The sequence below is a fragment of the Pseudoduganella ginsengisoli genome, from assembly GCF_009720865.1.
Classification (GTDB): domain Bacteria; phylum Pseudomonadota; class Gammaproteobacteria; order Burkholderiales; family Burkholderiaceae_D; genus Rugamonas; species Rugamonas ginsengisoli.
The window spans coordinates 306054-327317 of record NZ_WNLA01000001.1 but is presented as its reverse complement, the minus strand read 5'-3'; the positions used below and the strand labels follow the sequence as shown (position 1 = coordinate 327317).

The window sequence follows — 21264 nt, the reverse complement described above, 5'->3', positions numbered from 1 at the left end:
GGGCCACATTATGGCTCCGCCGGTCAACGGTGCGCTGCGGCATTGCGTTGATACGGCGATAATTGATCCTTTGAAATAAATCAGGAGTACCGCGTGACATTGATGCGAAGGGTTGCGCTGGGCGCGAGCCTGGCCGGTGCGCTGCTGGGCGCGCCGCATGCGTATGCGCTGGGACAAAAGCGCTTTGTCGGCTATGACCAGCCGCCGGCCACGGCATTCGGGCTGGTGCGCGGCAGCGATGCGGCGCCGCTGTATACCGACAGCAGCGATTTTCCCGCCGTGCTGCGGGCCGTGGCGGATCTGCAGACCGATATTGACCGCGTCAGTGCGCGCCGTCCCGCGCTGGCCAAAGGCACGCCGTCCGGCGCCGACGTGGTGATTATCGGCACACTGGGCAAGAACAGCGTCATTGACCGGCTGGCGCGGTCCGGTGCGCTCGATGTTGCAGGTATCAAGGGCAAGTGGGAAGCGTGGCATGCGCAAGTGCTGGTGCGTCCGCTGCCCGGCGTCGAGCGCGCATTGGTGATCGCGGGCAGCGACCGGCGCGGCACGATTTACGGCGTGTATGAATTGTCTGAACAGATCGGCGTCTCGCCGTGGCACTGGTGGGCCGACGTGCAGCCGCAGCGCCACCGCCAGCTGTATGTGGAAGAGGGCACGAATGTATCGGAAGCGCCCGTCGTGAAATACCGGGGCATGGCGCTCGATGGCGAAGCGCCGGGGCTGGCGGCGTGGGCGAAGCAATCGTTTGGCGGCTATAACGCGAAGTTTTATGAGCGGGTCTATGAACTGCTGCTGCGCATGCGCGGCAATACGTTGTGGCCTGCCACCAGTGAAGCGGCGTTTCTGTCGGACGACAGGCAAAATGCGCAGCGCGCGGAAGATTACGGCGTGATGCTGGGCACGCCGCCATCGGACAGTAAAGCCAAACGCTTGTGGAAAGGGCCGCAGGTGGCGGCCATGTGCGGCGGCGAAGGCAAGGCGCCGCCGGACGACGCGCTGATGCTGATGTGCGACGACGGGGCGGGCTACGTGCGCCGCCTGCCGGCGCATGATGAACGCAAGCGCGCAGGCGGCGCCGGCATTGAATACCACATTGCGCGCGATGGCGCGCACCGCTCGTGGCTCAATGCGGCGCCGCTGTCGAAAGTATGGGAACAGTTGCACCTGGCATGGCGCCACGGCGCGGACCGCATGTGGATTGCGCACGTCGGCTCGCTGAAACCCTTTGAAGTGCCGGCCGAATTCTTTTTCACGTATGCGTGGAATCCTGAAGCATGGCCTGCCGAACGTTTGCCGGATTATTTGAAACTGTGGGCGGGCCGCGAGTTCGGCCCGCAATACGTGGACGACGTGGCCGACATTGTCGGCAAAACCGCGCAATACAATGCGCGCCGCCCGCCGGAACTGCTGGCCGTGGGCGATTACAGTGTGCTCAATGGCGAAGAGGCGGCGAAGGTCGTGGGTGAATACCGCGCCATTTCCGGCAAGGCGGAAAAGATCGATGGCAATTTGCCGTCGGATTTGCGCGACTCGTTTTACCAGCTGGTGCTATACCCGGCGCAAGCCAGCGCCGTCGTGGTCGACATGCTGACTGCCGCTGCGCAAAACCGCATGCAGGCGGAGCAGGGCCGCGTGGCCGCCAATGACCTGGCCTCCAAGGTGCGCGACTTGTTCAAGCAGGATGGCGAACTGGCGCGCGTGTACCACGAAGACATCAGCAGCGGCAAATGGAACCGGCTGATGTCGCAGGTGCACCTGGGCGGCGCCCTGCGCAATGTAATGCCGGCCGTGGCGGAAGTGCAGCCCAGCCGCGTAGCCGACATGGGCGTGGCAGTGGAAGGCAGCGCAGCCGTGTGGCCGGAAACGGGCGGCGGCACGCTGGCATTGCCGAAGATGGATGCGGGCGGCAAGCAGCAGCGCTATGTCGACATCTTCAACCGGGGCCAGAACCCGTTCAAGTTCACGATCGCAGCCAGCGCGCCATGGATCAGCTTGAGCCGGTCGAGCGGCACGGTGGCCAAATCGCAGCGCATCACGGTCGATGTACGCTGGGCCGAGGTGCCACCCAATGCAGAGATGGCGGGGCTGGCGATCCTCGGGCCGGATGGCGCCAAGGCTGCGGTGCGGGTGCCGTTGCGGCCGATGGCAGCGGGCGGCAAGCCAGCGTCGGGCAGCTACGTGGAATCGCAGGGCGCGGTAGCGGTGGAAGCGGAGCACTTTGCGCGGGCGCTGGCGCCGGAAGGGCGGCAATGGCTGCGTATTCCGGGACTGGGACGGACGCTGTCCGGCATGACGGCATTGCCCGTGGTGGCGCCACCACCGCCGCCACCGCCGCCTGCGCCGCCACCGAAGCCGGAAGCCGTGCCGGCTGAAGAGGAAAAGCCGGCAACTGATGAGCAACAGGCCAAGCCTGCCACGGACGACGAGGCGCCTGCGACATTCTCTGCAGCACCGGCGCCGGATCCTGTTCCGGTCACACCGCCCGCACCGCCGCCCCCCAAGCTGGCCGACTTGCGCCTCGAATACGACGTGCACCTGGCCACGGCAGGCAAGGTGGCCGTGCAAGCCGTGCTGTCGCCCACCCGCGCGTTCATGCCCGGCCAGGGCTTGCGCTATGCCGTGGCGATCGACGATGAAGCGCCGCACATCGTCGATCTCCATGACGCGTCCCAGTCCGCCGCGTGGGCCACGGCGGCGCAAGACAATGCCGTCGTACTCAGCACGGTGCACACGGTCGCCCGTCCCGGCGCCCATGTGCTGAAATTCTGGTCCATCGACCCCGGGGTGGTATTGCAGCGCCTGGTGGTCGATACAGGCAGCCTGAAGCCTACACTGCTGGGCCCGCCGGAAAGTCCCAAGGCGCCTTAAGCGTTCGTGTTGCGGAGGGGAATATTGTGTCCCCTCCCGTGACTCTGTTATGTGCCGCACGGTACACAACAAGCGATCGTCCTATCGTTTATCAGGCAATGCAGCCCATTTACTAAACGACGAGGACACCGACCATGGACAACATTTCTTCCGGCACCAACAAATCCAGCGATACCGTGACGTCGATTGGCCGCGACCTTTCGAAGGATACGCACGAGGCCATCGACCGCACTGCCGACAAGGCGCAACCGACGGCTGACCGCCTGGCCAGCTCGGCCCATGCAGCCGTCGACCGCATCGCCGACAAAGTCCAGCCAACTGCCGACAAACTGGCATCAGCTGCCCACAGCGCTACGGACAAAGTCGCGACTACCGCCAGCAAGCTGAGCGACACGCTGAGCGACAAAGGCCAAAAAATCGGCGCTGCGGCCAAGCAATATGCAGAACAGGGCCGCGGTTACGTGCGCAGCAGCCCAGCCATTTCCGTACTGGTGGCCATGGCCGCCGGCTATGGCTTGTCGAAACTGCTGAGCTCCCGCAAGTAATTCCTGAAATCGTACGCGAAGGCATGGCAATGACGCCATGCCTGAAAGGACGTCAATGACCCGACCAGACCCTGCCGCCAGCGCACTCGACCTGGCAAACCAGATTACGCACAATCCCAACAAGGCCGCCGAGCATGGCGACGCGTCCCGTACGCCACCGGCAGGCAAGCATATACCGGCAACGCCTGAAGCCACTGCCGGCACCCAGTCTGAATCCCAGCAATCACCCAAGACCGGCGCGCCGCCCCCTCCGGGTACGAACCCCAACGATGGTTCGCTGGAGCGCGTGCGCGCCGATTCCGCCGGACAGCGCCTGACGACCAACCAGGGCGTTCCAGTCGCCGACAACCAGAATTCGCTGAAATCCAGCGTGCGCGGCCCCACGCTGATGGAAGACTTCATCTTGCGTGAAAAGATCACGCACTTCGACCATGAGCGTATTCCGGAGCGCGTCGTGCATGCGCGGGGCTCCGCCGCCCATGGCTATTTCGAAGCCTATGAAGATTTGAGCAGCTTGACGCGCGCCGCGCCATTTGCGCAGGCGGGCAAGCGCACGCCGGTCTTCGTGCGGTTTTCCACGGTGGCGGGCGAGCGCGGTTCAACCGACACGGCGCGCGACGTGCGGGGCTTTGCCGTCAAGTTTTATACCGATGAAGGCAACTGGGATCTGGTGGGCAATAACATTCCCGTGTTTTTCATCCAGGACGCGATGAAATTCCCGGACCTGGTGCACGCGCTCAAACCGGAACCGCACAACGGCATACCGCAGGCTGCCAGCGCGCATGACACGTTCTGGGACTTCACGTCCCTGATGCCGGAATCCATGCACATGCTGATGTGGGCCATGTCGGACCGCGCGATCCCCCGCAGCCTGCGCATGATGCAGGGCTTTGGCGTGCATACGTTCCGTCTCGTGAATGCGGACGGCGGCTCTGTGTTCGTCAAGTTCCACTGGCTGCCGCTGGCCGGCACGCACTCGCTGGTGTGGGATGAGGCCATGAAAATCTCGGGCGCCGATTCGGATTTCCACCGGCGCGATTTGTGGGAAGCCATCGAGGCGGGCTGCTATCCGCAATGGGAGCTGGCGCTGCAAACGTTCACGGAAGAACAGGCTGCGCAATTCCCGTTTGACGTGCTGGACGCCACCAAGATCGTGCCGGAAGAACTGGTGCCGTTGAAGGTGGTGGGGCGCATGACCTTGAACCGCAATCCGGACAATTTCTTTGCCGAGACGGAGCAGGTGGCTTTCTGCACCGCGCACATCATCCCCGGCATCGACTTTACCAACGACCCTTTGCTGCAGGGACGCATCCATTCATATGTGGATACGCAGATCAGCCGCCTGGGCGGACCGAATTTCCATGAAATCCCTATCAATGCGCCGGTCTGCCCCATGCACAACAACCAGCGCGATGGCATGCACCGGCAAACCATCAACCGGGGCAAGGTGGCGTATGAGCCTAATTCGCTGGGCGGCGGCTGTCCGCACCAGGCGGGGATGGCGGGGTTCACCAGCGTGCGGGTGCAGGAAGCGCAGGAAGACAAGGTGCGGGGCAAGCCGGAATTGTTTGCCGACCATTATTCGCAGGCGCGCCTGTTCTGGCAAAGCCAGACGCGCCATGAGCAGCAGCACATCATCAATGCATTCCGCTTTGAATTGAGCAAGGTGATGGTGCCGGGCATCCGCGTGCGCATGCTGTCGATGCTGGCCAATGTCGATGATGCGCTGGTGTCCGCTGTTGCCGCGGGACTGGGCTTGCCGGTTCCACCGCCGCAGCCGCTGGCCACCAGTTTGCCGCTGCCATCGTATCCGCCATCGCCGGCGCTGTCGCTGATGGCGCGGCCGGGATCACAGGGCATCGCATCGCGGCAGGTAGCGATCCTCGTGGCCGATGGCGTCGATGGCGACGGCGTGCGGGCGATCCAGTCTGCACTGGAGGCGGATGGCGCCGTGCCCCACATCGTGGGCCCATGGCTGGGGAATGTGGTGGGTGCGGACGGCGGAACCATTGCAGTGGAGCGGACGCTGGAAAATGCGCCGGGCGTGCTGTTCGATGCAGTGGCGATTCCCTGCGGCGAGCAGGGCGCAACGACGCTGTCGGCCGATGCCCATGCGCTGGATTTCGTGCGGCTGCAATACCGCCATTGCAAACCCATCCTGGTCGTAGGCAAAGGGGCGATTTTGCTGGCCAAGGCGCAGATTCCAGCGCAATTGCCGGACGGCTCGCCGGATCCCGGCTTGATCGGCACCGAGCCTTCCGACTTGCAAGACGCGCTGCCTGCCTTCAAGCAGGCATTGGCCGGCGGCCGTGCCTGGGTGAGGGAAACCGACCCGCCCATCGTGTGAACGAACGTCCGTGCTTTTGGGGCCAGGCCCCAAAATGTCAACGTCCGTGCTTTTGGGGCCAGGCCCCAAAATGTCGACTAGTTTGTTGGGGCTGAGAATTTTTAACGTGGGTGCGGCATAGTGCTATCCTGCTCCCATGGACGTCTATGCCCCGCAAACATGGCTTCCCCACGAGCGTCCGGCGTTGCCGGGCTCTCCGTCCACGCCTCACCATCCGGGGCCGCGGCGGGCGGCATATCTGGTGATTGGTTTTATCGTCGCGCTGACGGGCGGCCTCGGTAATGCGCTCGTGACCGTCAACCTGCCTTACCTGCAAGGTTCCCTTGGCGTGTATGCCGCGGAAATCGCGTGGCTGCCGGCCGCCTATGTGATGGCCAACGTGTCGATGAATTTGCTGCTGGTGAAATTCCGCCAGCAATATGGCTTGCGCCTGTTTACGGAACTGTTCTTGCTGCTGTACGTGATGGCCACTGTCGCGCACCTGTTCGTGCACGGGCTGGCGTCGGCCATTGCCGTGCGGGCGGCGCACGGCATGAGCGGCGCGGCGTTGACGGTGCTGGGCCTGTATTACGTGCTGCAAGCGTTTTCCAAAGAACACCGGCTGAAAGGCGTCGTGATCGGCGTCGGCTTTGCGCAATTGGCGCTGCCGCTGGCGCGGCTGTTTTCGTCGGAATTGCTGGAAATCAGCGAATGGCGCGGCCTGTATTTGTTTGAACTGGGCATGGCGCTGCTGGCGCTGGGCTGTGTGCTGCTGTTGCCGCTGCCGCCCGGCGACCGCGTGCGCGCCTTTGAAAAACTGGACTTTGCCACCTTTGCCTTGTTCGCGCCCGGCATTGCACTGCTGTGCGCCGTGCTGGCGCTGGGACGCATCGTGTGGTGGCTGGAAGCGCCATGGCTGGGCTGGTGCCTGGCCGCCTCCATCGTGCTGATCACGGGCGCGCTGATGATCGAACACCACCGCGCCACGCCGCTGCTCAATACCCGCTGGCTCAGTACCGCCAGCATGCTGCGGCTGGCTGCTTCCGTCCTGTTGATCCGCATTGTGCAATCGGAAGCGTCCGCCACGGTCGGCTTGCTGCAATCGCTGGGCATGAGCAATGACCAGATGCAGACCCTGTGGCTGGCGACGCTGGCGGGCAGCGTGGCCGGTATCATGGCCAGCGCGTGGACTATTACCCCGGCGCGCATCCAGCCGTCACTGATCTTTGCGCTGGCATTGATGGCGATCGGCGCATTCATGGATAGCCGCGCCACCAGCCTGGTGCGCCCCGAGCAAATGCTGGTGAGCCAGTTCCTGCTGGCGTTTGGCGGCACGTTCTTCCTGGGACCGACGTTTGTTTCCGGCTTTGGCGCCGTGATTGCCGCTCCGCGCAATTTGATCAGCTTTTCCCTGATGTTCACCATCGCGCAAAACCTGGGGGGCTTGCTGGGTTCAGCACTGGTCAATTCCGTGCAAGTGGTGCGTGAAAAATACCATTCCAGCCAGCTGGTCGAACACTTGACGATGCTGGACCCGCAAGTAGCGGCGCGCATCCAGGGCAGCGCGGCCGCACTGGGCGGCGCCGTGGGCGACCCGGCCGTGCGCAGTGCGCAAGGCGTGGCGTCGCTGGGCGCGGCAGCCACGCGCGAAGCCAATATCCTGGCGTGGAACGATGTTTTCCTCGCCATCGGCGTGGTGGCCGTGGCGACCATCGCATGGATGCTGGCGCATCAGCTGTGGAACAGGTGCACGGCCAGCCAGGTAGCGCCTGCATCCAACCCGCAGGCGGGATTGTCCCATGTCGCCCTCAATAACTCAGGATCGTCGTGATGAGCACACCTCCCGAAACTGTATCCACCGCCCCCGCCGCCGCACTGGACACGCCGCCCGCTGACACCCGCCAGCAGCGCTTTGCCGTGGCAGGCTTCCTGCTGGTGGCGATCATCGGCGTGTTGGTCGTGCTGTATGCATGGCGCCTGCCGCCGTTCAGCACGCCCATCGTGACGACGGAAAATGCACTGGTGCGTGGCCAGGTCACGCTGATCGGCACCCAGCTGCCTGGCTATGTCACGGCCGTCAAAGTGCAGGATTTCCAGCACGTCAAAGCAGGTGATTTGCTGGTGCAGCTCGATGACCGCCTATACCGCCAGCGGCTGGAACAGGCGCAGGCGCAACTGGCTGCGCAGCAGGCTGCGCTGGCCAACTGGGAACAGTCGCGCCGGGGCGCCCATGCGACGGTGGCGCTGAACGAGGCCGCGCTGGCCAATGCGCAGGCGCAGGCCACGCGGGCGCAGGCCGACCTGGCGCGCGTCGATGTGCTGGTGGCCGATGGTTCACTGTCCGTCCGTGAACAGGATGCGCAAAAAGCCGCCCGTGCGCAAAGCACGGCTGCCGTGGCGCAGGCGCGGGCCGCGCTCGACATCGCGAAGGAACAGGCGCAAGCCGTGACCGTCAACCGCCAGTCGCTGCAAGCGGCAGTGGACAGTGCGGCCGCCGCGCTGAAGGCTGCGCAAGTAGACCTCGACAATACCCGCATTACCGCGCCGTCCGATGGCCAGCTGGGACAAGTCACCGTGCGCCAGGGCGCTTACGTCAATACGGGCGCCCAGTTAATGGGCCTGGTGCCGCGCCAGTTGTGGGTGGTGGCGAATTTGAAGGAAACGCAAATGAATAACGTGCGCATCGGCCAGAGCGTGACGTTCCGCGTCGATGCGCTGGATGGCGCGCAAATGACGGGGCAGGTGGAACGTATTTCTCCCGCCACAGGATCGGAATTCGCCGTACTGCCTGCCGATAATGCGACGGGCAATTATGTAAAGATTGCGCAGCGCATCCCCGTGCGCATCCGCATCGACCAGGGGCAGGGCGAAACAGAGCGGCTGCGGCCCGGCATGTCCGTCATTGTCAGCATTGATACGTCGTCCGTGCCGAAGGATGCGCCGGGGGTACAGAAATGAATGGCGGCATCAGGGCGGGCGCTGGAAATGCCGCGCTGGCTGCAACAGTGGCGGCGATCGCGGCAGCCATACTTGCCGGGTGCGCCGCCAAGACGCCTCCGCCGCCACCGTCCGCATTGCAGGCGCCTGACGGATGGCGCACGGCCGTGGCTGCAGGCATGGCCGCCCCAGCCGATACCCGCTGGTGGCAGTCTTACGGCGACCCTGCGCTGGCCGCACTGGTAGACGCGGCACTTCAGCACAACGGCGACTTGCGCATCGCGCAAGCCCGCGTGGCCGAATACCGCGCCCGCGTTGCAGTGGCCCAGTCGGCGCAGCAGCCGAACGTCACCTACGATGCAGCGCCGGCCCGCGCCCGGGCGCTGACAGCCACCGGTGCACCCCGCACGGCCAATGCCTACGTAGCGGAATTCCAGGCCGCCTACGAAATCGACGTGTGGGGCAGGCTGCAGCAGCAAACCGATGCGGCGCAGGCCAGCTACCTGGCCGAGCAGGCGGGCCTCGATGCGGCCCGCCTGTCGATTGCCGCCACCATTGCCTCGGGCTACCTGAATTTGCGGGGCCTCGATGCGCAGCTGGAACTGGCGCGAGCCACGCTGGCATCGCGTGAACGTTCGCGCGACCTGGCGCGCCGCCAGTTCGAAGTGGGATACAGCTCGAAGCTGGAGTGGCTGCAGGCGCAATCGGAATACCTGGCCGCCAGCGAACAGGTGCCGCTATTGCAGCGCCAGGTGTTTGAACAGGAAAATGCATTGGCCATGCTGGCTGGCGGCAATCCCGGTCCCATAGCGCGCGGCAGGGCGCTGGCTGATCTGGCGCCGCCGCAAGTGGGCGCCGGCCTGCCGTCGGAACTGCTGCAGCGCCGCCCCGACATTGCCCGCGCGGCCCGCAATGCGCAAGCCGCCGTTGCCCAGCTGGCGGCTACCCGCGGCCAGCTGCTGCCATCGTTCCGCCTGACCGTGCAAGGCGGCCTGCAATCAGCCACCTTGCACGATTTGCTGGCCGACCCGGCGCATTTATGGAAGCTGGCCGGCATCGTGGCCGGCCCCCTGTTCGATGGTGGCCGGGGGCAGGCGCAAATGGAAGCCGCCGCCTACCAGCGCGACCAGGCGCTGATTGCCTATGAAAACACGGCGCGCGCCGCGTTTGCGGAAACAGACAATGCGCTGGGCGCCATTGCCCGCCTGCGCGAACAATTGACGGTCAACGAGGAACGCCGCGCACAGGCGGAAGAAACGCTGCGTATTGCGCGCAACCGCTACCGCAATGGCTATGCGCCGTACCTGGAAGAGTTGGATGCGCAGCGCACGTTGTACGCTGCGGATGTGGCGCGCCTTCAGTTGAAAGCGCGCCTGCTGGTGGCGACGGTAGACCTTTACCGTGCCCTGGGCGGAGGGTGGGGACCTGCCTAACGCTATTTCGATGGAATGACGTCGTTCTGGATTTGCTTGTGCGTTTCATGCGGCGCCGCTGCGGCATGCTTGTTCTTGCGCAGCATGCCCAGGCAGCGTTTCATGAAGTGTTCCAGGTCGTCGATGTACGTGAATACGGCCGGCACCACCAGCAGCGACAGCAAGGTGGACGTGATCAAGCCGCCGATCACGGCGCGCGCCATCGGCGCACGGAAACTCGGATCCGCACCCATGCCCAGCGCCAGCGGCATCATGCCGGCGCCCATGGCGATGGTGGTCATCAGGATCGGGCGCGAACGCTTGTGGCACGCATCGACCAGCGCGTCGAAACGTTTCATGCCTTCGCGGCGCGCAATGATGGCGTAATCGACCAGCAGAATCGAGTTCTTCGTCACGATCCCCATCAGCATGATCAAGCCGATCATTGATGGCATCGACAGCGCGCTGCGGGTAATCAAGAGCGCGACAAAGGCGCCGCCGATCGACAGCGGCAGCGCCGCGAGAATCGTGGCTGGCTGCATGAAGTCCTGGAACAGCAGCACCAGCACGCAGTAAATGCAAATCACGCCGATCAGCATCGCGATACCGAAGCTGGCAAACAGCGCCTGCATTTCCTGCGCGTCGCCCAGTTCCGCGATGTGCACGGATGGCGGCAGCGCTTTCATCGATGGCAGCGCGCGTGCTTCTTCATTGACTTCACCCAGCGAGCGGCCATTCAATTCCACTTCCAGCGTGACGTTGCGTGAACGGTCCAGGCGGTTGATTTGCGCCGGGCCGGATTCCATGGAAATGTCCGCCACGGTCGACAGCATCACGGGGCCATTCTTGCCCGGCACCGTCAGCCGGCCGATGGCGTCGAGGTCGGCGCGCACGGCGTCCGGCAGCTTGACGCGGATCGGCACTTGCCGCTCCGGCAAATTCATCTTCGTCATGTCGAAGTCGTAGTCGCCGGCCGTCGCCACGCGCACGGTTTCGCCGATGGCGGCCGACGTCACCCCCAGGTCCGCCGCACGGGCAAAGTCAGGGCGCACAATGATTTCGGGACGCACCAGCGATGCGCTGGAATTGACGTTGCCGATGCCTTTCAGCGTGCGCAATTCGCGCTCGACTTTTTGTGCCGATTCAATCAGCGCCTGCGCGTTTTCGCTTTGCAGCACCAGCTGCATTTTCACACCCGTATCTTGCGGCCCCACGGTGAAGCGGGCGCCGGGAATGCTGTTGAGGCGCGTGCGGATTTTTTCTTCCATTTGCGCGACGGTTTCCTTGCGGTCGTTGCGGTGCACGGTAGTCAAGGTCAGCACGGCGCGGCGCGCTTCGGCTGCGGCGCCCGGCGCAAAGGCGTCGCCGGACGAGCCGCCGCCGATCGAGCTGAAGATGCCGACCACGCCTTTGACTTCCATGGCGGCCACGCGGGCCTGCTCGGCAATCGCGCGCGTTTCCTTCAAGGTCGAACCCGGCGGCAATTCCACCGTCACTTGCGTCTGGCCACGGTCGGCCGGCGGCACGAAGCCGGTCGGCAGCAGCGGCACCAGCATGATGGAGCCGACAAAGAAAGCTGCCGACGCGATGGCCGTGATCAGGCGATGCTTCAGGCACCACTGCATGACGCGCATGTAGCGCTGCATGACGGGGCCGTCCACTTCATCGGTGTGCGCGACCGGCTTCAGGATATAGGCCGCCATCATCGGCGTCAGCAAACGGGCGACCACCAGCGACGCCAGCACGGCCAGCACGGCGGTCCAGCCGAACTGCTTGAAGAACAGGCCGGGGATGCCGCCCATGAACGCGGTCGGCAGGAACACGGCCACCAGTGCAAACGTGGTGGCAATCACGGCCATCCCGATTTCATCGGCAGCTTCCATCGCCGCTTCATACGGCGATTTGCCCATGCGCAGGTGGCGCGAAATATTCTCGATTTCCACGATGGCGTCGTCCACCAGCACGCCCACCACCAGCGCCAGCGACAGCAGGGTCACGGTGTTGAGCGTATAGCCGAACAAATAAATGCCGAGGAAGGCCGGCAGCACCGACAGCGGCAGCGCCGCCGCTGCAACCAGCGTGGCGCGCCAGTCGCGCAAGAACCACCACACCACCAGCACGGCCAGGATCGCGCCTTCATACAGCAGTTCCATCGAGCCTTCGAAGTTTTCATGGATAGGCGCGGCATTGTCGATCGACATGTGCAGGTCGTACGTCGGATGCGCCTTGCGCATTTCTTCGATGGCAGCTTTCACATCATTGGCCACCTGCGTTTCACTGGCGCCCTTGGTGCGGAAGACTTCAAACGCCACCACCGGCTTGCCATCCTGTTCCGCCACGGCGCGCCTTTCCGCCGTCGTGTCGGTGACGGTGGCCACCTGGTCGAGGCGGATATGACGGCCTTCCGGCAGCGGGATATCCAGCTCCGCCAGCTCGGCCGCGCTTTTCACGGTGCCGATGGTGCGCACGGACTGCTCCGCGCCGGATACGTCGCCACGGCCGCCCGGCGCTTCACGCTGCACCATGCGCAGCTGGCGCGATACGTCGAGCGCCGACACCTTCAGCGCCGCCATACGGCTGTCGTCGAGTTCCACGCGGATTTCACGCAGGGCGCCGCCGATGCGCTTGACCTGGCCCACGCCTTTCACCGTCAGCAGGCGCTTGGTCACGTCATTGTCGACGTACCAGCTCAATTCCTGGATGTCGGTCGCCTTGCTGTCCTTGGCCGATGCGGTATAGGTCAGCACGGAGCGGCCTGCGGTCGACACCTTGTTGACGACCGGGTCGCGCAATTCGCCCGGCATGTCGGCCCGCACCTGGGCCACGGCGTCGCGGATTTCATTGACGGCGTCGGAGACATTCTTCTCCAGGTTGAATTCCACCGTCACGGTGGCGACACCGTCCAGCACGGAGGTGTGGATGTGTTTCACGCCTTGCAGCGGCGCGATCGCATCTTCGATCTTGCGCGCCACTTCGGTTTCCAGCTGGGCCGGCGCAGCGCCCGGCAAGCTGGCGGTGACAATCACCACAGGCAGCTGGATGTCCGGGAAGTCTTGTACCGGGTTGGCTTTATAGGCCAGCAATCCTGCAAACGACAGCAGGAAGAACAGCATGATCGCGGGGATCGGGTGCTTGATCGATAAGGAAGATAAGTTCACAGCGGCTCCTTATCGGGGCTTGGCGGCTTTTGCCGCGCTGCCTGCCGGGACGGGCGCCGGAGCGGGGGCCGCCGCCACACTGACCACGTCGCCATCATTGAGGAAACCGGCGCCGCTGACTACCACTTGCGAGTTCGCGTCAATACCGGACACGATTTCCACCTGTTCGCCGATGCGGCGGCCTGCCGTCACCTTGATGCGCGACACTTTCTTGTCAGGGTTGACGCGGAACACATAGCTGAAGCCATCACGCACGACGACGGCCTGCTGCGGCAAGGTCAATGCTTCGCTGGCGCCCAGCTCGAAACGGCCACTGGCAAACATGCCGGCCTTGAAGGCGGCGCCGTCTTTGCCTTTCACGGCAGGCAGGTCGACATACACCAGCGCAAAGCGGTTTTGCGGATCGACGGTCGGCGCCACCATGCGCACCTTGCCCGTCAATTCCGTGCCGTTCGCGGCTTTCACGATAGCGGTAGCGCCGGTGCGGATTTTCGGCAAATCCGCTGCCGTGACTTCCGCGCGCCATTCCAGGCGGCCCTGGCGGATCATGCGGAACAATTCCGTGCCCGGACCGGCGACGGCGCCCACGGTGGCCATGCGGGCGGAAATCACGCCGCTGTCGGGCGCCGTCACTTGCGTGTATTTGAGGCGCAGCGACTGGCTGGCCACGGCGGCTTTGGCCGACGCCACGCGCGCCTTGGCCATTTGTTCGTTGGTCAGGTATTGGCTGATCTGCTGGGCCGACAGGGCGCCGGACGTGTCGAGTGCGCGGGCGCGCTGTGCATTGGCGGTGGCTTCGGCCGCACTGGCTTCCGCTTCCATCAGCGCTGCCTTGGCTTGCGCCAGGTCGGCATTCACGGTTTCACTGGAAAACGTGGCCAGCACGTCGCCCTTGTCGACCACGTCGCCCACGTTGACTTTTACTTCCGTCAGGCGCAAGCCATTCGATTCGCTGCCGATCGACGCTTCCTGCCATGCCGTGATATTGCCGTTGGCGCCGATGGTGATCGGCAGGCGGCTGGTGGACGGCTTGGCAGTGGTGACGGTCAGCGCGGCTTTCGGTGCGGCGGCGGCTTTGTCGTCCGCCTGCGCGGAAGGAGACAGCGCGGCATGCAGCGCAAAGGCGGCAGCCATCAGCACCAGCAGTGGGCGGAGACGGGTTTGCAGGGTATTCTTCATTGGTCGGTTCCGTTATTGTTTATTCGCTGTGGTTTCGGCGGCTTGGCCAGGATTCCAGCCGCCGCCGGCCGCGCGGTACAGCGCGACCCAGGCTGCGCTGCGTTCCTGTTGCAACGTGATCACCGTGTTTTCTGCAGCGAGCCGCATGCGGCGCGCATCTTCCAGTTCCAGCAGGCTGGCCATGCCGTTCTTGTAGCGGTCTTCGGTGGCCGCAAATGCGGTACGGTAGCCTGCCAGCGCCGTATGCGCGTCCGCCGCGCGCTCGCTGGTGGCGTTCAGCGTTACCAGTGCCTGTTCCACTTCGCGCACGGCATTGCGGATCGTGGCGCGGTACGCCACCACGGCAGAGTCATAGCGCGCTTGTGCCGCATCGATATTGGCGCGGCGGCGGCCGGCGTCGAATACCGGCAATTGCAGCGCCAGCGGGCCCACGGTCCACGTATCGAGCTGGGTATTTTGCCCGCCGGTGTGGAAATTCGCCGCACCGATGGAACCCGACAGCGCCACGCGGGGATAGCGCTGCGCCTGCGCGCCGCCCACTTCATAGCTGGCGGCAGCCACGTCGCGCTCAGCCGTATAAACGTCCGGGCGCTGGCTCAGCACCTGGGCCGGCAGCGATGCGATGGCAATTGCCGGGCTGGCGTCTGTCATGGCAGGGGGAGCGGCGGTAGCAGGAGCTTGCGTGCTGCCGGCGGCCGTACCGGTGGCGGCAACGGCGGCGTTGCGGGCGGCCGCAGGCAATGCCGCCTGTGCCGCGGCATACGCGGTGGCTGCGCCATCGGCCAGTTTGGCGCGCAGCTCTGCTTCAGGGATCGCCGTCAGCGCCGACAAGCCTTTGACCGCGATATTGCACGTGGCGCGCTGCGCCGTGGCGCGGTTGCGGCCATCGGCGGCGCTGGCGCGGGCCATAGCGGCATCGGCCGGCGACACGAAGCCCGCCTTGGAACTGAGTTCCGTCAGGCGCGCCGTGTGGGCGCGCGAGCCTGCATCTTGCACGGCCACCGTCTGCATTTGTTCGCAGGCGCGCAGGCTGTAATACTGGTTGGCTGTTTCCGCTGCGATCGACACGCGCGCTTCATGCCAGCCTGCGTGCGCTCCTTCCAGGCGGGCCTGTGCGGCATTGCGGGTCGCGCGTCCGGCGCCGAAGATGTCGATTTCCCACGACGCCTGCAGCGCGCCTTGCACGGTGGTGCCGGTCGGAACGGCCGACTGCTGGCTCATGCGCTGCGCGCTGGCCACCAGGTCCACATTGGGCGCCAGCGCGGCGCCGGCCGCCACGCGCTCGGCGCGCGATTGTGCGATGCGCGCGGACGCCTGCGCGACCGTCGGGCTGGCAGCTTGCGCCGCGTCGACCAGTTGCGCCAGCAGGGGATCGCCCTGGTTGCGCCACCACTGGTTCAAGTCCGTGACGTCGCCATTGTGAGGCAGGGCGGCCTGCCATTGCGCTGGAATGGGCGCATCCACTTTGGCCGATGGCGCCGTCAGCGAGCAGCCGCCCAGCGCCACGGCAACAGCCAAAGCCAGCGTGGTACGCCTGGCGTTGGCTGCCGTGAGATGAGTTGAATTCATCAAGAGTCCTTTTTTTGGGTACGTATATTTCTCTCTGCCTCGATCATCGCTTCGGCAAAACTGGTAAACCGTGTGATCCATGGGCCGATCGCATCGGGCCCATTCAACAGTTGCGGCGTGAGTGTCTTGACCACGTCGCTGCCAACCATCAGCAGCAGCGCCTGCGACGCTACGCAAAAAGTCAGCCGGTGGATTTCATCATCCGGCTCGGCCAGGCCCAGGTGGCGGCAAATGATGCGCGCCATGGCTTCATGTTCGGGCCGGATATTGTTTTCAATTTCATTGGCCCACAGCCCTGTCGGTTCCAGCATTTCGCGGAACCACAGGCGGTTGCACAGTTGCGAGATGTCGCCTTCGCGCAGCGGCGCCAGCATCTGGGTGAAAAATATTTCCAGCGACTGGCGCAGCGTTAAATGCGGCTGGTCATACGACGCGATGTTCTGGTGCGGGTCCAGCGACATGGCGGCAAAAGCGGCCCGGTACAAGCCGGCTTTATCGCCAAAGTAATAACTGATCGCCGCTACATTGGCGCCCGCCGCGAGGGCGATTTCGCGGGTGGAGGCTTTGGCATAACCCTGTTCGGCAAACAGCCGCATGGCGGCCAGCAGCAGCCGTTCGCGCGACTGTTCTCCGTCGGAGCGCGATTTTTTTATTTTGTTTCGATCGTTCATCTTGACATTTAACCACAAGATTCAAACGATTGATATAAGTCAATCGATCGTTTGATTAAATATTCAGCCGAACGTAACATTTGCTTACGATCTAAACATGGCAGAGGCGGTTGTGGCAGATGGCGGCGGCTACACTGGCAGTTCAGAGTCTTGGTTATGTCCTGACAATCTTATGGCGACAGCACGGGAGGCAAACATGCGAGCATGGAGCAAGATGCTGCTCTTATTCTGGTTTGTGGCGGGGGCCGTGTTCGCGGAAGACCCGGCGCCGCTGGAAGGAACAAAGGATGAGCGGGAAACCGCGCTGCATGTGCTGAACCGGCTGGCGTATGGACCCGCGCCGGGCGACATCGGCCAGGTGGTGCGCATGGGACCGCAGCAGTGGATTGCCCGCCAGTTGCAGCCGGAATCCATACCGCTGCCGGAAGCGCTGACGGCGCGGCTGGCCGCGCTGTCCACCGTGCAAATGCCGGCCGGTGCCGTGCTGGGCCAGTTCCAGGCCGCGCAGCAAGCCGTGCGGGGCGAAGAGGAAGGCGCAAAGGAGCAGCGCCGTGCCGTCGTGGCCCGTATTGCACAGGAAACCGCCGAGGCGCGCTTGCTGCGCGCCGTCGCCAGCCCCCGCCAGCTGGAAGAAGTCATGGTGGATTTCTGGTTCAACCATTTCAATGTGTATGCCGGCAAGGGCCAGGACCGGGCGCTGGTCGCCAGCTACGAGCGCGACGCCATCCGTCCCTACGCGATGGGCAATTTCCGCGCATTGCTGGGCGCCACGGCCAGGCATCCGGCCATGCTGTTTTATCTCGATAACTGGGTGTCGAAGGCTGGCGGCTTGAATGAAAACTATGCGCGCGAGCTGATGGAACTGCATACGCTGGGCGTCGATGGCGGCTATACGCAGCGCGACGTATTGGCCCTGGCGCGCATGCTGACGGGGTGGACTTATGCGCCGCGCCGCCTGGCCGACAGCAATGAAACGTTTTATTTCGACGCGCGGCGGCACGATAACGGCGTCAAGCAGTGGCTGGGCCGGACGGTAACGGCAGCGGGCCAGGCGGAGGGGGAAATGGCGCTCGATATCCTCGCGGCCCATCCCGCGACGGCGCACCATATCGCCTACAAGCTGGCCCAGTATTTCGTGCAAGACCAGCCGCCGCCTGCACTGGTGGACCGGCTGGCGCAGCGCTTCACGGAAACCAATGGCGACATCCGCAGCGTGCTGCAAACGCTGTTTGCCAGCAGTGAATTCATGGCGCCGGCAGCGCGGGGTGCGAAATTCAAGACGCCTTACCAGTACGTCGTCTCGGCCTTGCGCGCGGCCGGTGCGCCAGCCGATAGTTCGAAAGCCGCGCTGGCTGCGCTGAACCGCCTCGGCATGCCGCTGTATGGCTGCCAGACGCCTGACGGCTACAAGAATACGCAGCAGGCGTGGCTGAACCCGGACGCGCTGGCCATGCGCATCGGCTATGCGGTCTTGCTGGGCAAGGATGCCGACACGGCCGCGCTGCGTACGGCGCTGGGACCGGCCATCACGCCGGCCACGTGGAGCACGGTCGATACGGGAGCGCCGCGCGTGCAGGCGGCGCTGTTGCTGGGCAGTCCCGATTTTATGGAGCACTGATCATGGAACGACGCGACTTTTTAACGCTGCTGGCGGCGGGCGCGGGCAGCATGGCGCCGCTGGGGCGCGCTGCATGGGCCGCCACGGCGCCCGCGTCGCAGGATACGCGGCGCAAGCTGGTGGTAGTCATGCTGCGCGGCGCGGCCGATGGCTTGAACATCGTCGCGCCCGTGGCGGACGCCGATTATGTGCAGGCGCGGCCCAATATCGCACTGGCCGCACCGGGCAAGGACGATGGCGCGCTGGACCTGGATGGCTATTTTGGCTTGCATCCGGCGCTGGCGCCGTTGATGCCGCTGTGGCAAGAACACAAGCTGGCGTTTATCCACGCCTGCGGTTCGCCGGATCCGACCCGGTCGCACTTTGATGCGCAAGATTATATGGAGTCCGCCACGCCGGGCATTAAAACCACGCCGGATGGCTGGATGAACCGGCTGGCGTCTGCGTTGCCCGGCATGTCCACGCCAACGCGCACGCTCAGTATCGGCCCGGTGTTGCCGCGTATCCTGGCGGGGCCGGCGCCCGCTGTGAATTTGGCCAGTGTCGCGTCAGCCGGCAAGGCGGGAGTGCTGGAACGGCCTGCGCTGGCCGGCGGGTTTGACAAGCTGTACCTGGGCCATCCGCGCTATGGCAAGGCGTACCAGGATGGCCGGGAAGCGCGCCGCGAAGTGATGGCGGCAGCGGAGGCGCAGCCCGGCATGCAGGCGGAAACCTCGTCCGGCATGCAGCGCAACTTTCAGCAGGAAATGCTGGCCGCGAACAATGGCGCACCGCTGCCGGCGGGTTTTCCCGACGATGCGGCGCGGCTGGCCACGCTGATGCGCAACGACCCGAATATCCAGCTGGCGTTCTTTGCGTTGGGTGGCTGGGATACCCATGCGGGGCAGGGCGCCGGAACCGGGCAACTGGCAAACCGCCTGTCGCCGCTGGCGCTGGGCCTGGCGCAATTTGCCAAGCGGCTGGGGCCCATGTTCAACGATACGGTGGTAATGGTGATGTCGGAGTTCGGCCGCACCGTGCGGGAAAATGGCAACCGGGGCACGGACCACGGCCATGGCAACGCCATGTGGGTCATGGGTGGCGGTGTGTCGGGAGGCAAGGTGCTGGGTGACTGGCGCGGCTTGTCGGCTGGAGCATTGCACGAAGGACGCGATGTGCCGGTGACGACGGATTTCCGCGCTGTGCTGGCGCAGGTGGCGGAACAGCACTTGCGGCTGGACGCGCGCCAACTGGCGCAAGTGTTTCCCGGTTTGCCAGCCGGCAGCCGGCTGGCCTTGCTGGGCTAAGCGTTTAGCTGCGGCGGCGGCGCGCTGCCGCCATGGCCAGCAGTGCTGCGCCGGCCAGCGCGAGGCTGCCCGGTTCCGGCACGGTAGCGTCGGGAATATCGGACACGAGGAATTCCAGGCCGATGCCGTTGATGCCGGCGCCGCCCAGGTTATCCACCGTAAAAGCCAGGTCGGCGCCGGCAAATTTGCCATCCCATGCACCCGAAAACAGTGCGCGGTAAGTGTCTGCCAAGTCTTCCGTGGTAAAGACGTCGGCGCCGTTGATGTAGAAATGGATGAACGCGTCTTCCAGGAAGACATTGCCCAGTAAATCCAGGCCATTGCCATCGATGCCGATGCCGGTGTTGCCGGCTTCGAACGGCACGGGGAACAAGTCGCCCGTGGCGTCGACATTGACAGTGATGCGGTGCAAGCCGCTTCCCAGGCCGGTTTCCGTATCGTTGACGGACAAAGTTTCACCCGCCCGCGTAAAAGTTTCCGTCATTCCATCAAACGTATTGGTCATGTGCAGGCCATTGCCGCTCAATTGCCCAGCAACGTAGACGGAATAATCCGACCCGGCTGCCACGACAGGTGCTGCCTGGGCTGCCCCGGCCAGCACCAGGAAACCTGCCGCGTACAGTGATTTTTTCATGATGGACTCCATTTGCTGTTGTGGTTATGTTGCATTAACAGCAAATTTTATGCCATCAAGTAAAAATGTTAAATATCAATCAAGTAGCTATTTGGAAATATTTGTTATTGGTCAATGTGTAAAACTTTGCGACAGGCAAAAAAATGCCCGCATCCAGTGCGGGCGAATCCAATGTTCCGAGAACCTTTGGAGGAGACAGGTTCAATATAGGTACGCCTCCCGCACATTGCAATACCGTAGAACTACGATAGTTATGCCGATGGCAGGGCTGCGGCCAGTGCGGCAGCGAGGCTTTGCGGTTCGAGGGGATGCGCCAGCAGGATCGGCGCCGGGTGGCGGGCAGCGAGGGCGGCAGGCGCCGCGTCGCCGTCGGCAGCGCGGATCGCCACCATGGGCAATGCAGGCCAGTGGCGCGCTGCCGCCGCCAGCAAGGCGTCCGCATGGGCAACCGCACCGTCCAGGTCGCACAGCAGCAGGTCAAACGGCTGGCCGGCACAGGCGTCCGCTTCGCCGCTAGTGGTGGCGACCGTGACAGCATAGCCAAGGTGCTGGGCAATGCTGGCTGCCAGGCCGCAATTGTCGGGGGCGGCGTCAAGCAGCAACAGGCGCAGCGTGCCGGGTTCGCCGGACGCAGCGTGCGGCGCTGCGTCATCATCATGGCTGTCGGGCAATACGCCCCGCTGGTGTGGCGCCAGCCATGCTTCCAGCGACGGGATCAAGGCATCGGGTTCCAGCGACTTCGGCAAATGGCCGTCGAAACCTGCTGCGCGCAATGCCGCACCGCCATCGGTCACCGGCAGCGCACTGGCGGCCAGCACGGGAATGGCGCGGGTAGCGGGATCGCCTTTCAATGTACGCACGACGCCATAGCCATCGAGCCGTGGCAAATGCAAGTCGCAGACGATCAGGTCGGGCAGGGCGTCGCGCGCCAGTTCCACGCCTTCCACGCCGTCATAGGCGCACAGCGGCTGGTGGCCGAACGCGGACAGCAGGTAGGCCAGCAAATCCATGTTGGGCTGGTTGTCTTCAATGATCAGCACGCGCGCCATCTTGGCTCC

Annotated in this window: 14 protein-coding genes; 8 read left to right on the top strand and 6 right to left on the bottom strand. The window is 64.3% G+C overall.

Translation table 11 applies throughout. The features are described 5' to 3' along the window. The first annotated feature begins 102 nt into the window (after nucleotides 1-102). The 6 genes from GM668_RS01395 (at nucleotide 103) to GM668_RS01370 (ending at nucleotide 10112) form a co-directional block, all read left to right on the top strand. Nucleotides 103-2871 (top strand): glycosyl hydrolase 115 family protein, encoded by a 2769-nt coding sequence (locus GM668_RS01395; protein ID WP_229498899.1) that lies wholly within the window; start codon nucleotides 103-105, stop codon nucleotides 2869-2871. Between the two features lie 134 nt (nucleotides 2872-3005). Continuing rightward, nucleotides 3006-3416, top strand: coding sequence for a hypothetical protein (locus GM668_RS01390; protein ID WP_155437136.1), 411 nt, complete (start codon nucleotides 3006-3008; stop codon nucleotides 3414-3416). A gap of 55 nt (nucleotides 3417-3471) precedes the next feature. After that, nucleotides 3472-5763 carry a catalase gene (locus GM668_RS01385; RefSeq protein WP_229498807.1) on the top strand — a complete coding sequence of 764 codons (2292 nt, stop codon included), beginning with the start codon at nucleotides 3472-3474 and terminating at the stop codon, nucleotides 5761-5763. Nucleotides 5764-6004: 241 nt separating this feature from the next. Further along, nucleotides 6005-7573 carry an MFS transporter gene (locus GM668_RS01380; protein WP_371868600.1) on the top strand — a complete coding sequence of 523 codons (1569 nt, stop codon included), beginning with the start codon at nucleotides 6005-6007 and terminating at the stop codon, nucleotides 7571-7573. Then, on the top strand, nucleotides 7573-8700 hold the full coding sequence (locus GM668_RS01375; protein ID WP_155437133.1) for an HlyD family secretion protein: 1128 nt from the start codon (nucleotides 7573-7575) through the stop codon (nucleotides 8698-8700). Before GM668_RS01380 ends, GM668_RS01375 begins: the two co-directional genes overlap by 1 nt. Continuing rightward, nucleotides 8697-10112: an efflux transporter outer membrane subunit gene (locus tag GM668_RS01370; RefSeq protein ID WP_155437132.1), complete on the top strand. Its 1416-nt coding sequence runs from the start codon at nucleotides 8697-8699 to the stop codon at nucleotides 10110-10112. The genes GM668_RS01375 and GM668_RS01370 overlap by 4 nt, the downstream gene beginning before the upstream one ends. 2 nt (nucleotides 10113-10114) lie before the next feature. On the opposite strand, the gene GM668_RS01365 is transcribed toward GM668_RS01370, so the two are convergent. Genes GM668_RS01365 through GM668_RS01350 form a run of 4 tightly spaced genes read right to left on the bottom strand, consistent with a single transcriptional unit; the run spans nucleotide 10115 to nucleotide 16668 of the window. Continuing rightward, on the bottom strand, nucleotides 10115-13249 hold the full coding sequence (locus GM668_RS01365; protein WP_170305446.1) for an efflux RND transporter permease subunit: 3135 nt from the start codon (nucleotides 13247-13249) through the stop codon (nucleotides 10115-10117). Nucleotides 13250-13258: 9 nt separating this feature from the next. Further along, nucleotides 13259-14428, bottom strand: a complete 1170-nt coding sequence (locus GM668_RS01360; RefSeq protein WP_155437131.1) for an efflux RND transporter periplasmic adaptor subunit — start codon at nucleotides 14426-14428, stop codon at nucleotides 13259-13261. Nucleotides 14429-14440: 12 nt separating this feature from the next. Continuing rightward, a complete protein-coding gene (locus GM668_RS01355; RefSeq protein ID WP_155437130.1) occupies nucleotides 14441-15997 on the bottom strand; it encodes a TolC family protein in 1557 nt (518 codons plus the stop codon). Then, on the bottom strand, nucleotides 15997-16668 hold the full coding sequence (locus GM668_RS01350) for a TetR/AcrR family transcriptional regulator (RefSeq protein WP_155437129.1): 672 nt from the start codon (nucleotides 16666-16668) through the stop codon (nucleotides 15997-15999). The genes GM668_RS01355 and GM668_RS01350 overlap by 1 nt, the downstream gene beginning before the upstream one ends. A 214-nt stretch (nucleotides 16669-16882) precedes the next feature. Here GM668_RS01350 and GM668_RS01345 point away from each other — a divergent pair, with 214 nt between their 5' ends. Continuing rightward, the gene (locus tag GM668_RS01345) at nucleotides 16883-18286 is read left to right on the top strand and encodes a DUF1800 domain-containing protein (RefSeq protein WP_155437128.1); all 1404 of its coding nucleotides are present in this window, start codon (nucleotides 16883-16885) and stop codon (nucleotides 18284-18286) included. 2 nt (nucleotides 18287-18288) lie between these two features. After that, nucleotides 18289-19572, top strand: a complete 1284-nt coding sequence (locus tag GM668_RS01340; RefSeq protein ID WP_155437127.1) for a DUF1501 domain-containing protein — start codon at nucleotides 18289-18291, stop codon at nucleotides 19570-19572. Between the two features lie 4 nt (nucleotides 19573-19576). Here GM668_RS01340 and GM668_RS01335 read toward each other — a convergent pair whose 3' ends face one another. Further along, entirely contained in the window at nucleotides 19577-20206 is a 630-nt protein-coding gene (locus tag GM668_RS01335; RefSeq protein ID WP_170305445.1) for a PEP-CTERM sorting domain-containing protein, read from the bottom strand. Between the two features lie 251 nt (nucleotides 20207-20457). Then, on the bottom strand, nucleotides 20458-21255 hold the full coding sequence (locus GM668_RS01330) for a response regulator (RefSeq protein ID WP_155437125.1): 798 nt from the start codon (nucleotides 21253-21255) through the stop codon (nucleotides 20458-20460). Between the last annotated feature and the right edge of the window lie 9 nt (nucleotides 21256-21264).

What these genes read in the sequence shown, in the direction of transcription:
- GM668_RS01395 (WP_229498899.1), top strand. Translation starts at nt 103, where the DNA reads ATGCGAAGGGTTGCGCTGGGCGCGAGCCTGGCCGGTGCGCTGCTGGGC.
- GM668_RS01390 (WP_155437136.1), top strand. Translation starts at nt 3,006, where the DNA reads ATGGACAACATTTCTTCCGGCACCAACAAATCCAGCGATACCGTGACG.
- GM668_RS01385 (WP_229498807.1), top strand. Translation starts at nt 3,472, where the DNA reads ATGACCCGACCAGACCCTGCCGCCAGCGCACTCGACCTGGCAAACCAG.
- GM668_RS01375 (WP_155437133.1), top strand. Translation starts at nt 7,573, where the DNA reads ATGAGCACACCTCCCGAAACTGTATCCACCGCCCCCGCCGCCGCACTG.
- GM668_RS01370 (WP_155437132.1), top strand. Translation starts at nt 8,697, where the DNA reads ATGAATGGCGGCATCAGGGCGGGCGCTGGAAATGCCGCGCTGGCTGCA.
- GM668_RS01360 (WP_155437131.1), bottom strand. Translation starts at nt 14,428, where the DNA reads ATGAAGAATACCCTGCAAACCCGTCTCCGCCCACTGCTGGTGCTGATG.
- GM668_RS01355 (WP_155437130.1), bottom strand. Translation starts at nt 15,997, where the DNA reads ATGAATTCAACTCATCTCACGGCAGCCAACGCCAGGCGTACCACGCTG.
- GM668_RS01350 (WP_155437129.1), bottom strand. Translation starts at nt 16,668, where the DNA reads ATGAACGATCGAAACAAAATAAAAAAATCGCGCTCCGACGGAGAACAG.
- GM668_RS01345 (WP_155437128.1), top strand. Translation starts at nt 16,883, where the DNA reads ATGCTGCTCTTATTCTGGTTTGTGGCGGGGGCCGTGTTCGCGGAAGAC.
- GM668_RS01340 (WP_155437127.1), top strand. Translation starts at nt 18,289, where the DNA reads ATGGAACGACGCGACTTTTTAACGCTGCTGGCGGCGGGCGCGGGCAGC.
- GM668_RS01335 (WP_170305445.1), bottom strand. Translation starts at nt 20,206, where the DNA reads ATGAAAAAATCACTGTACGCGGCAGGTTTCCTGGTGCTGGCCGGGGCA.
- GM668_RS01330 (WP_155437125.1), bottom strand. Translation starts at nt 21,255, where the DNA reads ATGGCGCGCGTGCTGATCATTGAAGACAACCAGCCCAACATGGATTTG.